Genomic DNA, 14796 nt, shown 5'->3' with positions numbered 1-14796 from the left:
TATTCGAAGGCCAACTTGAGAAGAATAAAAGCAAGCAATTGATTGAAAAGTTTATTAAATCACAATTAAAATGAAGCGTTTTATTGGTTTTTCTTTTCATTTTTCTATCATAATGCTATAAAATTGATTGAAATTTCACAATCTCTTTGATACAGTAGCAGTGGGAAAATTATAGGGAAGGAAAGGGTAGAGATAAATGAAAAAGAAAAAAATTTTAAGTTTGGTAACATTGGCGTTATTGGGTCTAGGTGTTTCTGGTTGTGCAGTTTTTAAAGCCGATGCACCAAGAGGAGAGCGACAAAAAACAGAGGAAACCAAAAAAGGCGAAGAAGACGTTACTTCGAGCGCGTCCAAAAAAGAATCAGGGGAATCAGCGGGCGCATCAGAAGAAAGTACCCCTTACACAGATCCTAGCAAATTAAAAAGCTCTTATGATGTTGTTATCATTGGCGCAGGGGGCGCAGGAATGACAGCGGCGATTGAGGCAAAAGATGCTGGTTTAAATCCAGTTATTCTAGAAAAAATGCCCATTGCAGGGGGAAATACTTCAAAATCATCAAGTGGAATGAATGCTTCCAATACAAAATTCCAAAAAGAACAAGGAATTACTGATAGTAATGATGCCTTTTATGAAGAAACGCTAAAAGGGGGTCATGGAACAAACGATAAAGAAATGCTACGTTATTTTGTTGACCATTCAGCGGATGCGATTGATTGGTTAGATGGGATTGGCATTAAATTAGACAACTTAACAATCACGGGTGGGATGAGTGTCAAACGTACGCATCGTCCTTCAGATGGTTCCGCAATTGGGGGCTATTTAGTTAAGGGATTGATGGAAAACGTTGCGAAACGTGACATTCCTATTTTCGTAAACACCGATGTAACAAAAATTCACGAAAAAGATGGTGTGGTTAATGGAGTGACTGCACAGGTTCAAGGTGAAAAAGCACGCACCATTAAAGGCAAAGCTGTCGTAGTTACAACAGGTGGGTTTGGAGCAAGCAAAGAATTAATTGAAAAATATCGACCAGACCTAAAAAATTATGTGACAACGAATCAAGTTGGTAGCACTGGCGATGGTATCAAGATGATTGAAAAGCTTGGAGGCCAAACGGTGGATATGGATCAAATCCAAATTCATCCAACCGTACAACAAGATAAAGGTATTTTGATTGGTGAAGCAGTCCGAGGAGAAGGAGCAATTCTTGTGAATGGCGAAGGCAACCGCTTTGTCAATGAATTGGATACCCGTGACAAGGTTTCAAATGCCATCAATGAACAATCAGGCAAATATGCGTACCTTATTTTTGATCAAGGTGTTCGATCACGTGCAACAGCCATTGAGTTTTATGCGAAACAAGGCTATGTAACTGAAGGGGCAACGATTAAAGAGCTAGCCAACAAAATAAACGTTTCTGCTAGTAATTTAGAAAATGCCGTAACCTCTTGGAATCAAGCAGTTGCAACCAAACAAGATACAGCTTTCCAACGGACAACAGGAATGGACCATCCATTGGACCAAGCTAACTATTATGCGATTAAGATTGCACCAGGAATCCACTATACAATGGGTGGTGTGAAGATTAATACGAAGACTCAAGTCATAAATAAGGAAAACAAACCAATCACTGGTCTCTATGCTGCTGGAGAGGTGACCGGCGGATTACATGGACAAAATCGAATCGGCGGGAATTCAGTAGCTGAAATCGTTATTTTCGGTCGTCAAGCTGGACAACAAGCCGCAGCATACGCAAAAGAACAAAAATAAGCAAGGCTTCCTATATATCAAGCCCCCACTCTACATGTTTGTAGAGTGGGGGCTTTTGATTGGCAACAATTCATTTTTACTGGATTTCTTGGTAGTAAACCACTAAGAACTGGTATACTAAATAGATAGAAGGAACGTAACTAGGTTTGAGGCGTCACTCAGTTTCAAAAAGAATTTGGGGGGAAAGGGATGAATCGAAAGGAATTTACACAACGGCAACAAAAGAAAAAAAGACAGAAAATGCTTCTCATTATTCTCACAGGAGGGGTAGTTGCCAGTGTTTTTGGTAGCTATTTGTTGGTGACCAATCAACCAACGAAGAAAACAAACCAGCCACAAGCAACGGCGACAACAAAGCGTACACCTACAACTAAAAAAACAACAGGCAAAGACAATCAGAGCGAGCAAACTCAGTCAATCACTATTATGGCAAGTGGCGACATGTTGTACCATGATGGCGTTTATGGAAGTGCCTTTGATGGTGAAAAATATGATTTTGCCAATGATTATGAGCAAATTACGCCGCTCATTTCTTCCGCCGATTTGGCACTTGGGGATTTTGAGGGAACAATTAATCCAAATCGAGAATTAGCAGGATACCCAATCTTTAACGCTCCCGAAGCGGTCGTTGAAAGTATCAAAAATGCGGGGTATGATGCGATTGATCTGGCACATAATCATATTTTGGATACCGGGATTGAAGGGTTAGTTTATACGTATAATGTCTTTAAAAAAGCAGGCCTTGATCCTTTCGGCGTAAATACAACCGACAAAGACGAAATTCTTGTTAAAAACGTGAATGGAATCAAGGTAGCAATCTTAGGTTTTAGTTATGGTTTTAATGGAATTGAGGCCACAATTAGCCAAAAAGATTATGATTATTACCTAAAAGATTTGACGATGGCAAAGGTAGAAAAGGACATCAAAAAAGCAGAACAGCTCGCGGACCTGACAATCGTTATGCCGCAAGCCGGTGTCGAATACAACTTAGAACCGACAGAAGAGCAACAAACGACCTATCGTCAGATGGTTGATTGGGGAGCGGATATCGTTTTTGGCGGCCACCCGCATGTTGTCGAACCAACGGAAACAATCACGAAAGATGGCGAGAAAAAATTTATCATTTATTCAATGGGAAATTTACTTTCCAACCAACGATATGAAACGGTCGAAAACTATTGGACTGAAAGAGGCGTCATTATGGCAGTTGAGGTTCAAAAGAAAGGAAAGCAAACGCAGTTAACAAAAGTAGAAGCCCATCCAACTTGGGTGTCACGTGAGCCTATTAATCGAACCTTTTCCGGCTATCAAGCATACGACTATCAAGTGTTTCTTGCCGAAGACTACCTCACTGGTGGTAAGTATGCCAATCAGGTTTCAGCAGAGAAACAACAACGCATTGAGCAAGGCTACCACGAAGTAATGGACCGATTAAATATCAAATTTTGAATAAAATAAAAAAGCTCCGACTAGCATGAATGCTAATCGGAGTTTTTTTTTTACCATAAAGTATATTTTTCGCGTTTGTTTACGTAATCATCATCCAAAAGTTTTTGCGTATTGTGTAATTGTGAGTAACCCACTAAGCCACGTTTGAAGAGAATTTGCATCGACAAACGTAAAAGAGCAAGTAACGCAACCACTAAGACAAGTAAGATTGTCAATGATTGGACATAGGTGTGGGTACCTAAACCAGTGGAGATTGCTTGACGTAAGCCATAAATTGAATAGGTCATCGGTATATATGGATGAACAGCGTTATAGAAATGACTTGTAATTTCCATTGGGAAGACACCACCAGCCGAACCTAATTGAACAACTAGTAATAAAACGGCGATGAAACGGCCTGGATTATCAAAACTCATTGCTAAGAACATGATTAAGAACATATTAACCCATGCAGTAGCAAGCAGAATTCCATAGAATTGCAGTTGATTTGCGACATCTAAACCAATCATTTGCATGACGGTACCAATAATCAATGCCATTGTTGTTGAAACAATTCCGCCAATCGTTACTTTACTGCGATACCATTGACTAGCAGTTGCACCTTTGCGATCAGCAATTTTACGAATTGGGTAAACAAAGTTGAAGACTAAAGATCCTACAAAGAGTGAAACGCTCATAAAATATGGTGCTAAGGCATGACCATAGTTTGGCACGCTACTATATTTCGTTTGTGTTTCTTTATCTGGATTTGCAATCATTTCTGCATTTTTGTCGCCAAGTGAAAGATCATTGATTTTCGCTGAACCATCTTTTAATTTGGTTGCTAATTCATTGGTACCATCTGCTAATTGACCCGTACCATCTTTTAGTTTTAATACACCAGAAGAAAGTGATGGAATTTTACCATTCAATGTATCTAAACCATCGGCAAGTTTAGCAGTACCATCATTTAATTCGCCTGATTTACTGTTTAACGTGTTTGCACCATTCGCCAAGGTTGAGACACCGTTCGCCAATTGGTTTACACCTGAAGCTAGTGCAGGCGTCTTTTCATTGACTGTGTTTAACCCATTCGCTAACTGATTGGCCCCACTTGTTAATTGAGCTGAATTATTGTTAAGTGTGTTTGCACCTGTAGCAACTTGTGAGAGACCATCAGCTAATTGAGAGACACCGTTAGTTAAGGTTGGTGTTTTGGCGTTAACTTCTTTTAAGCCACTCGCCAATTGGTTGGCCCCACTTGTTAATTTTGATGAATTAGCGACTAGTTGTTTGCCGCCAGCGGATAGGTTGTCAACTGCAGCAGTTAAACTTGGAGTTTGACTATTCAGTTGAGTTAATCCAGCAGCAAGTTTGTTAATAGCTGGTACACCTTCGTTAGCAACTGTATAAATTCCTGAGATTGTTTTAGTTAATCCTACAGAAGCAGCATCGGTATTTTCAGCTAATATACTTGTTTTTTCTTTTAAGGTACTTAATTGATTAAGTGAAGAGGTATCAATTGTACCAAAAGATGCTTGAATTGCTGTTAATGTTTCCTTGACACTAGTTAAGTTTGTGTTCGCTTCCGTCAGTTGATTATTTACTAGAGCAAGTACTTGACTATTTGCTACATTGTTTTCTAATGATTTTGCAACGGCTGCTTGTTGTGCTCCTGTTAAAGTCACACCATTTTGAGCAAGAGATGTTACTACAGCGGTTGTATTGGATTGTACATCTGCTGTAGTTGCGGATGTAAGATTATTTTTAATCGCAAGTAAATTGTTACCAACATTCGTTAAATCTGATGCTACACTGGTAAATGCATCTTCTAATTGACCAATATTTGCCAACTGCGATAAATCGATATTTTCTAATGAACTGTTGACTGATGTGAGATATGTTTGAACGCCGTTTACATAGGCTAAGAGATTATTTTTGTCTGTTTCTGACAAGCTTACTTGGCCTAAACTAGCTGATAGTTTATTGGCTCCATCCGTCAACTGCGAAATTCCTTTAACTATTTCTGGTACGTTATCAGCTAATTGTTGATTGCCAGCTGCTATCTTTGTCACACCGTCCGTATAAGTTTTTAAACCGCTAGTTAGAGTGTTGGCTCCTGTACCCAATGCACCTAAGCCATTTGTCAATGTTGGCAGTTGGCTAGCTAATTGTCCAACGCCATTGTTTAATTGGGTGCTACCATTCGCAACTTGGGCAACGCCACCGGTATATTGGGTTAAACCAGCTGACAAGCTATTTGCACCAGTACCTAATGCACTCAAGCCATTTGTTAAAGTTGGTAGTTGGCTAGTTAGTTGACCAACACCGTTATTCAATTGATTGCTACCATCTGCAACTTGGGCTACACCAGCTGTGTATTGACTAACACCAGATTTTAACGAGCCGGCGCCGTTATCGAGTTGGCTGACACCATCTGCCAAGGTTGGTACGCTCTCAGCTAATGTACCAACACCAGTATTCACCTGATTGGCCCCATCATTTAATTTTTCTGAGCCTTCAGCTGCTGTATTCATTCCTTTTCCTAATTCATTAATAGTAGAAATTATAGCCGTAGCATAAGACTTGGTTACTTTTTCACTAACTTGTGCTTTGAGTTGTTTCATTGCATTGTCACTAACTACTTCACCAAGATAGTTGACACCAGCGTTTGTTTCATATTTTAAATTCATTTTTTCCGGATCGCTATCTAAAACGGTGGAAGCATTTTTAGAGAAATCCTTTGGTATTGTGACAACCATATAATATTTACGGTCTTTTAACCCTTGTTTTGCAGCATCCTTCGAAACAAAATGCCATCCCAAATCATCATTTTTCTTCAAGTTGTCGACTAGTTCACTACCGACACTTAACGTCTTTCCTTGAAAATCAACGGACTGGTCCAAGTTGACCACAGCAACAGGAAGTTCACCCATGTTGCCATAGGGATCCCAAATCGACTTTAAAAAGACACTCGCATAGAGAATTGGAATCAACGAGACAACAATTACAGTTACAAATAAAAGTTTGTTTTGCCAAATTTTCTTAAATTCTTTCTTTATCAAAAACATGCGCCCCCTAAAATTCTTATAAATCATTCCAATTTACAAAGGTTAATTTTTCCCCATGTAAGGAATCGTGGATAATATCGGCAATCGATACATTCGCTAAAGCATTGCGCCATTGATCATCGGCTTTTGCAAATGCTTGGTAAACAACGGAATTTGCCGTAGCTAGATTCGCCAAGCGACTGGAGTTTGCAAAGGTATGATGGAGCAATTGTGAATCAGGAAAGGTAACAACTTTTCCCTCAATGGCTTCCACAACATCTAGACAAGAGATATCCTTTGATGCTCTTGCCAAGCAAAAACCACCGCCTTGGCCAGATACAGAGGTAGCTAAACCAGAAACTACCAATTTACGAACGATTTTTTGCGTATAGGTTGGTGAAGTACCTAATCGTTGGTGAATCGTTGCTGACGCTACCGGAATACTTGGCAGCTGAGTTGTTAACATGGCCATTACACAAACACCTTGTTCAAATGCTTTTGTTAGTTGCATTCAATCACCTCCCACTATATAATGGATGTACAATATCTTTTATAGACTTTTTATATCCACAATGCATAGTATACTATTTTCAGAAAAAGAGCAACTAAAAAGTGTAAATTTTAAGGAAGTGTTCAGATGAAAACGAGAATAGAGCGAGAGTACTGGCAAGAACAGAAGGTTGAGCGGGTGATAGCAGAGACGAAAAGCATCCGTTTCCTCCTTTTTTTACTTGATCTTGTGTGTTTCTTTGTGAGTATGTACTTTTTTATTGGGGCATTGGTGATGGGAGGGGCACTTGCAAAACGCCTTATTTTAGGAATGTTAGGAATAGGTGGTGCATTCTCTTTTGGCAACCATTTGCGTATCCGTTTGTATGTGTATCTTCAATAACAAAAACCTGTAGCTAGTGGCATCGAAAGGCGCATTAGCTACAGGTTTGCTTTTTTATTGGGGATTGTTAGCGATAGACTAATACCGCAATTTCCGCATTTTTTGCCATATAACTTGCTTGTGTTCCAAAGTAATGGCGTATCCGACTGCGGGATTTGGCTCCGATAATCAATAAATCGGCATTTGATGCAGGAATAAATTCTTTGACAATGACCTCGCCGGGATTTCCTTGGCTGATTAAGATGTCGACTGTCTTCACTCCTTGATCTAGGGCGTATTGACGATAGTCCTCCGCTTGCTTGGCAAGATTGTCACGGGCGGCCTTGAGAAAATCTTTGTCGAGAATTTCGTAAGTATTGATGTCTTCATCTTCTAAGACCAGTGCCAAAGTTAAAGAAGATTTTTCTAATTTTGCACGGTGAACAGCATAATGGAAGGCTTTTAAAGCATCCTCAGAATTTTCCACTCCTACCAATATTCGTTTAAATGAATAATCTGTTTTCACATCAATTCCTCCTACTTTGCATCCATTTCATTGAAATGAATTCGTTCATTTAATTTTTTATTTCCTTTGTACAAATCATAAACTGTCCAGGCTAACAGCAAAAGAACGGCAGCAATTGTGATGTAGGCAAGCGTATCGGCAAAAAGAATTTGAGCGTCACTTGCGTTGTCACCAAAGAATGCTTCAATCTGACCAGGCAAGCCAATCAAGTTTAGATACGTTAAGCCAATTACTGAAATCCATCCTAATATACGAATTATCCAAGAATTTTTGAAACGATTGCCCATTTCTAAATGACTGTCGGTCATCATTAATAGAGGGACCATCGAAAAAGGTAAAGCGAAGGCCAGAAAAACTTGTGAGTTATTCATCAAAGTATTCAAAGCGGTGTGTTCTTCAATGGCTGATTTTCCACTTGTTAAAGCAACACAAATCAACACAGGAACGACAGAAATGAGCCGCGTAACAAGTCGACGCAACCAGATTGGCATTTTCATATGAATAAAACCTTCCATAATAACTTGCCCAGTTAGGGTACCTGTAATGGTCGAATTTTGTCCAGATGCCAATAAGGCAACAGCAAAGAGCGTCGAAAGCAAACCAGATTTTGCTACTTGAACTAAAATTCCATTGCTTAAAGTAGAAGGATCAGATAATGCTTCATATAAACCAAAGAAAGAAGGATCCTTTACTGCACCTGTTTTAAAGACAGCCACACCCATGATTAATAGAAGCGAGTTAACAAAGAAGGCCATAGTCAATTGGATATTGGAATCCCATGTTGTGAAACGAACGGCTTCGGCTACGTCGTCTTCATCACTATGATCGATGGCACGTGTTTGTGAGACTGCAGAGTGTAAGTATAAATTATGGGGCATAACAGTGGCACCAATAATTCCTAATGCACCAGTAAGTGGTGTTTGACCACCAATGCTTTTAGAAGAAGAAAACGTTTCGCTTGTTGGGATAAAGCCTTTCATTACCGCGGCCCAATCTGGGTTAGATAAAGCAACTTGGTAGACGAAGACAAAAAGAATAACAAAAATCAAACAAACAACAATCGCTTCAATCTTTCTAAAACCAACTTTTGTCAATAATAGTAGTAGCAATACATCAAATACTGTAATAAAAACAGCATATAATAGCGGAATATCAAATAGTAAATACAAGGCAATTGCGGCTCCAATGACTTCGGCAATATCGGTTGCCATGATGGCCAGTTCCGTTAAAATCCATAAAATAATACCAAGGGATTTACTTGTTCGAGCGCGGATGGCCTGCGCTAGATCCATTTGGGTGACAATCCCAAGTTTTGCGGCCATGTATTGTAAAAGCATCGCAATTAAACTGGACATTAAAATGACAGACATAAGTAGGTATTGGAAATTCTGCCCACCGGTAATGGAAGTCGACCAATTTCCTGGATCCATGTAGCCAACCGCTACGAGTGCACCTGGTCCAGAATAAGCAAATAAGGTTTTCCAGAAGCCCATTCCTTTTGGTACGACCACCGTCCCGTTTATTTCTTCAAGCGAGGGACCGTTAGCATGTTCCATCAACTTGTGTTTATAGGTGTGATTTTCATTTTTACTCAAGTGGATAACCACCTTTCTATTCTTTTCAAAGCTAGTTTACTCCTCTCTTAATAAAAAATAAAGGATTTTTTTCGGAATACCTAAAAAATATAATAGGCACATCAATTATCCAACTTAACTATGCATGAATTTTATCGTTTAGCTAAATTTTAAATTGTAATAAATATAAATTAAAGATAGATTAATTTCGAATGCGTCTGATTATCGTTATCAATTAGCTATTTTCTTTATCATTTGTTTGAGGACGGTGCTATACTATGTAACGAAAGAATAAGGGGGATGAAAATGAAGAATTATCAACGATTTCTACTTACATTAGCAATTGGGTTCACAGCACTGGCCGCCCAATTTGTTTTTCATAGTGCCACAATTGCTTTTTATATCATTGCCATTACGGGAGGAATTATTGCAATACAAATGTTTATTGGCATGATTGAAACCTTACGTTCCGGAAAATATGGTGTGGATATCTTAGCGATTACAGCAATTGTTGCTACGTTAGCCGTTGGACAATATTGGGCGAGTCTCGTTGTCTTGATTATGTTAACCGGTGGCGATAGCTTAGAAGATTATGCTAGTCGCCAAGCAAGCAAAGAATTACAGGCTTTGCTTAGCCACTCCCCACAACTGGCGCATGTTGTTCGAGGAACAGAAATTAGGGATTGCAAGTCTGAAGATGTTCAGATTCATGATATCGTGTTGGTAAAACCAGGGGAACTTGTACCAGTCGACGGTGTCATTAAAGAAGGTCGCACCACTGTGGATGAATCCTCTTTAACAGGGGAATCGTTACCAGTAGAAAAAGGGATTGGTGATGAAGTGATGTCGGGGTCTTTGAATGGGGACCAAGCCTTTCGCTTTAAAGTGACAAAAGTAGCAGCAGATAGCCAATACCAATTATTAGTGAAATTGGTCAAAGAATCAGCGGAAAAACCAGCTAAGTTTGTTCGTCTAGCAGATCGTTATGCCGTCCCCTTTACGCTGATTGCTTATTTTATTGGTGGCCTAGCATGGTTTTTATCGAAAGACCCTGTGCGTTTTTCCGAAGTGTTAGTAGTTGCATCTCCGTGTCCCTTAATTTTAGCAGCACCAGTAGCTTTAGTTGCTGGGATGAGTCGTTCCAGTCGTAATGGAATTGTGGTAAAAAATGGGACGACACTTGAAAAATTAGCAGCCGCTAAGAGTTTTTCATTTGATAAAACGGGAACAATTACAGAAGGACAATTATACATTGATCATCTGTCCTATACGGATGACTATACGGAAAAAACATTTCTTCAACTTGTCGCAAGTGCAGAACAAGAATCTAGTCATGTCATTGCTCGTTCCATCGTACGAGAAGCAAAGAAAGCAAAACTAACTTTGCTGCCGGTGACCAACTTAGAAGAATTTACCGGTCAAGGTGTGGTATGTACGATAGACGGGAAAGAAGTAAAGGTAGGAAAATCAACTTTTATTGGGAAAAAAGATGTTCGACGGTTAGAGAATGAAGTTGCGGTTTTTGTCGCGGTGGATGGAATTTTTGTTGGTCATTTAACCATGAAAGATCAATTACGGAAAGAAGCTCGGACCACAATGGATGAATTACGGGCAGAAGGTGTGCAAAGCATCCATCTGTTAACAGGTGATAAAAAAGCGGTCGCGAACGAAATTGCTCAGCGGGTAGGAATTGATGTTGTTCATGCAGATTGCTTACCCCAAGAGAAAATTCAGTTTATAAAAGAAATCAAAGCCAATGAGCGACCAACGGTGATGGTTGGTGATGGTGTCAATGATGCACCCGCACTTTCAATCGCCGATGTCGGTATTGCCATGGGTGCGCATGGTTCAACTGCAGCCAGTGAGAGTGCTGATGTGGTCATTTTAAAAGATGATTTATCAAAAGTGGCGCAAGCAGTGCAAATTTCAAAACGGACAATGGTGGTTGCGAAACAATCTGTTTTGATTGGTATTGCCATTTGTTGTATTTTGATGCTTATCGCAAGTTTTGGCATTATTCCAACCCTCTTAGGTGCTGCTTTACAAGAACTGATTGATACTGTCGCAATTTTGTCAGCATTGCGTGCACGAAAAGATTCGCGCTAGACAGAGAAACAGTGTTTGCCCACAGTCAATACCATGTGAGCAGACACTGTTTTTCTTTTATTCAAAAAAGCTGTTATTGCAGATAGTCACTCTTAGAAAAATCGGTATCTTCATAGCGACCTTTTTCACCATAGAAACGATTGTATCGGCGTTTGAAACGGCGGAAAAAGTAGATTACTAGGACTTTTACAAAACAATAAATGGGAATTCCAAAAATGACTCCAATCAAGCCAAAGAGTTCCGCCATGACCAATAAGACAAAAATGATCGTTACAGGATGCATTTGCAATTTATCTCCCATGACTCGGGGGACAACTAAATGTCCATGAATCGCCTGAATAACGAACCAGACAATTAAAAATTTGACGGCCATCATCCAAGATACCTGTAAAGCAATAATTAGGCCAGGAATAAAGACAACAAATGGACCAATATACGGAATAATGCAGAGAATGCCAGCAGCAATTGCCAAAATTCCTGAAAAAGGAAGTCCGATTAATAAGAAAAACGGCCAGTACATGATTCCAAGAATAATCGATGAGACAACCTGTCCTTTCAAATAGTCACCGATTTGTTGGTTTACAATCTGGGCAATTTCTTCCGCATCTCTTCTCATCACAGGAGGGAGTATTTTTTTACTTGACTGATAAAAACGGTCATTGTCTTTGAGTAAAAAGAAAGCAATAATAGGTCCTGTGACTAAAGTGATTACTGTAGTGGACAAAGCTGAGAAAACACTGCCAACCCCTTTTGCCCCGTTTTGAAGATAGTTTTCCAAAAAGGAACCTATTTTGGACCAAACTTCATTTAAAGAGCTTTGCGACTGATGAATGGCGTCCGCAAAAGGTGTTTTTGCAAAAAAGCTTTGAACAAGTTGTTGCACATCTGAAAAAATTGTTGGAAATTCTTCAATCAACTGATGCAGTTGTTCTTGTACACTCGGAAAGATTAATACCCCTCCTAAAACGAACAAGCCAATGACGAAAAGAAACAATAACGAGACCGCCCAAATACGCGGAAGATAGTTTTGACACCAATTTACTAAGGGATTAAACATATAGTAGAGAACAATGGCAAAAATGGCTGGTGGTAAAATAGCAAATAAAATAATGGCTAATGGTGTAAAAATAAACGCTATTTTGGATAAGAGCCAAACACAAGAGCCAAGTAATAAGAAGGCAGAGCAAGTAAAAATAAAATTTTTCCCTCCTAAAAATTCAATCCATCGCTGTTTTTTTTCTTCCAAATCAATTCCCCCTCATCTAAAAAAAGTATAGCGGTTTTTAAGAAAGATGTAAAAAAATACCCACGAATCAGCCTGAAATATACCAAAAATCAGCCTATAGTATGAGAAAAATCAGCTTAACAAAAAAATCAGCGGCACAAAAAAAAGACTCAGTAGTGGAATTGTTAAAAAATAGTAGGTTTCCATTTCTTTCTTGACACCTAATCAATTTCATAGTTTAATTTGTGAAAAAGGTAATTAAAAATATTTTTGCATGTTGAAGCAAACAACTGAGGGATGCCCGGTTTTATAAGAGGGGTCTTTAAAGAAAGAATAAGTTGCAAAGAACATAGCTTGAATTGCTTTTTAAATTTCACAATCTTTTGTATAATAAGGCTGAAGAGGTTTAGAGGAGATGATAAGATGGAAAAACAAATTTGGAAGCAATTTGTTAATGGGGAAACACGCGTATTAACACAACTTCCATCCAAAATAGCTAATTCTTGGCAATTTTGTTTACAAAACCATGTTGATCCTTTTTTAGTGAAACCACCAAAAATGTTAACACAAGGCGATTTAGCAGCAAAACAACAAGAAAATCGTGACCTGATTCAGGTTGTTAAAAATGAATTGAACCGTGTAGATAAACGTTTCCATTTGGAAAGCCAATTGTTTATTTTAACGGATAGTGAAGCCAATATTATTTGGCGGACGGGGAATTACCAAGCAAGAGATTTTGCAAATGAGATTGCCTTTCGTGAAGGAAGCAATTGGTCGGAGTTGGAAGTAGGGACAAATGCAATTGGTTTAGCCATTCGCTCAAAAGAAGATGAGTGTTTAGCATTGGAAGAACACTATTCGGCGGCTTCAAGGAAATGGAGTTGTTCAGCGTCGCCAATTCTTGATGAAAACAATGAAATTGTAGGTGTGTTAGATATCTCGACCTATCAGAATTCAACAGCGAAGGACTCTTTCCTATTGTTGACCATGTTGACTCAAAAAATTTCCAATCAACTGATGAAGCAACACATTAAACGACGCAACGAGCTCTTAGAATATGCGAAAAATTTTCTCGAAGAAGTAATCTTTTGTGATTCTCATTTCCGTATCATTCAAGTTCCGATTGGTCTCGCTGATCAATTTCATATTGGGGAGGACATTCGAAAGGTTGTCAGTCAATCCATGATTTATGACCAAGAATCCATTGTCCAAAATCGCCAATTAATTGGGTATAAATACAAGCTCTACCAAGTTGGAAAAGAGAAAGAAGCCAAACCTTATTATCCAGGAGTTCCTACTAGAAGTAGCAGTTATCAAAAGTTTTTGGATCAAGTGATAAAAGTGTCATCCACTGCTGTTCCTATTCATATATATGGGGAATCTGGTAGTGGGAAGGAAATCATCTCGCAAACGATTCATCGCAATAGCCTGCAAAAAGATGGTCCGTTGATTGCTATTAACTGTGGTGCAGTTAGCGAAAACTTATTAGAAAGTGAGTTATTTGGGTATGCACCCGGTGCGTTTACCGGTGCTAACGCCAAAGGATTCGAAGGGAAATTATCGCAAGCCAATGGTGGAACTTTATTCTTAGATGAAATTGATAGCATGCCCGAAAAAATGCAACAGTCACTATTACGTGTATTGGAAGATAAGATGGTTACGCCAATCAGTGGGAAACCTGTGCCAACTGATTTTCGATTGGTTACAGCAAGCAACAAAGATTTGCGAAAATTAGTTCAAGAAGGAAAGTTTCGGGAAGATTTATTTTACCGATTATTTGTCTGTACTGTTCGTATCCCGCCATTAAGAGAAAGAATGGAAGACATACAACCGTTAATCGAACGATTTATGGAAAAGAATAACTGGTCGATCAAATGGGAAAGTAAGTTAGAAAAAGTAGCGATGAATTATCCTTGGTATGGAAATATTCGTGAGTTTAACAATTTTCTTTCGCGCGTAGCAATATTCTATCCACAAAATGAGCCTGAGAAAGAAGAACTTGAAACATTGATTCAAACAGGTAGTGTTCATGTGAGTCAAGAACCGTTGAATCAATTGGACTTGAGTACACAAAACGATGGAATAAAGACGGAAAAGCAAAAAATAGAAGATGCGTTGGTAGTCAGTCATTATAATATGACCAAAGCAGCGGAAACGTTGAATATTTCACGGGCAACATTGTATCGTAAAATGAAAAAATACGAACTTTCTGTTTAAAAAATTTGTGAAAAAAATAAATTTTCGA

The 14796-nt window shown here is 38.9% G+C and carries 10 protein-coding genes; 5 read left to right on the top strand and 5 right to left on the bottom strand.

Translation table 11 applies throughout. The features are described 5' to 3' along the window. Positions 1-196 precede the first annotated feature (196 nt). Positions 197-1771, top strand: coding sequence for a flavocytochrome c (locus ACFSR0_RS07340; protein WP_379981395.1), 1575 nt, complete (start codon positions 197-199; stop codon positions 1769-1771). 189 nt (positions 1772-1960) lie between these two features. After that, positions 1961-3220 carry a CapA family protein gene (locus tag ACFSR0_RS07335; RefSeq protein WP_379981393.1) on the top strand — a complete coding sequence of 420 codons (1260 nt, stop codon included), beginning with the start codon at positions 1961-1963 and terminating at the stop codon, positions 3218-3220. A gap of 50 nt (positions 3221-3270) precedes the next feature. On the opposite strand, the gene ACFSR0_RS07330 is transcribed toward ACFSR0_RS07335, so the two are convergent. Next, positions 3271-6270, bottom strand: a complete 3000-nt coding sequence (locus tag ACFSR0_RS07330) for a YhgE/Pip family protein (protein ID WP_379981391.1) — start codon at positions 6268-6270, stop codon at positions 3271-3273. Positions 6271-6286: 16 nt separating this feature from the next. Then, positions 6287-6760, bottom strand: coding sequence for an Rrf2 family transcriptional regulator (locus ACFSR0_RS07325; protein WP_379981389.1), 474 nt, complete (start codon positions 6758-6760; stop codon positions 6287-6289). Positions 6761-6886: 126 nt separating this feature from the next. Here ACFSR0_RS07325 and ACFSR0_RS07320 point away from each other — a divergent pair, with 126 nt between their 5' ends. Further along, positions 6887-7141, top strand: a complete 255-nt coding sequence (locus tag ACFSR0_RS07320; RefSeq protein ID WP_379981387.1) for a hypothetical protein — start codon at positions 6887-6889, stop codon at positions 7139-7141. A gap of 67 nt (positions 7142-7208) precedes the next feature. Here the strand turns inward: ACFSR0_RS07320 and ACFSR0_RS07315 are convergent, their stop codons facing one another. Both ACFSR0_RS07315 and ACFSR0_RS07310 read right to left on the bottom strand, forming a co-directional pair. Beyond that, positions 7209-7646 carry a universal stress protein gene (locus tag ACFSR0_RS07315; protein WP_379981385.1) on the bottom strand — a complete coding sequence of 146 codons (438 nt, stop codon included), beginning with the start codon at positions 7644-7646 and terminating at the stop codon, positions 7209-7211. Between the two features lie 11 nt (positions 7647-7657). Beyond that, a complete protein-coding gene (locus ACFSR0_RS07310; protein WP_379981666.1) occupies positions 7658-9202 on the bottom strand; it encodes an Nramp family divalent metal transporter in 1545 nt (514 codons plus the stop codon). Positions 9203-9526: 324 nt separating this feature from the next. Here ACFSR0_RS07310 and ACFSR0_RS07305 point away from each other — a divergent pair, with 324 nt between their 5' ends. Next, positions 9527-11326: a heavy metal translocating P-type ATPase gene (locus tag ACFSR0_RS07305; protein WP_379981383.1), complete on the top strand. Its 1800-nt coding sequence runs from the start codon at positions 9527-9529 to the stop codon at positions 11324-11326. 73 nt (positions 11327-11399) lie between these two features. On the opposite strand, the gene ACFSR0_RS07300 is transcribed toward ACFSR0_RS07305, so the two are convergent. Then, on the bottom strand, positions 11400-12572 hold the full coding sequence (locus tag ACFSR0_RS07300; RefSeq protein WP_379981381.1) for an AI-2E family transporter: 1173 nt from the start codon (positions 12570-12572) through the stop codon (positions 11400-11402). A gap of 402 nt (positions 12573-12974) precedes the next feature. Between ACFSR0_RS07300 and ACFSR0_RS07295 the strand changes: the two genes are divergently transcribed. Next, on the top strand, positions 12975-14768 hold the full coding sequence (locus tag ACFSR0_RS07295) for a sigma-54-dependent Fis family transcriptional regulator (RefSeq protein ID WP_379981379.1): 1794 nt from the start codon (positions 12975-12977) through the stop codon (positions 14766-14768). Positions 14769-14796: the final 28 nt, after the last annotated feature.

The sequence above is a fragment of the Enterococcus camelliae genome (assembly GCF_042685105.1).
GTDB classification, from domain to species: domain Bacteria; phylum Bacillota; class Bacilli; order Lactobacillales; family Enterococcaceae; genus Enterococcus_G; species Enterococcus_G camelliae.
This window is presented reverse-complemented; position numbering and strand designations above follow the sequence as displayed.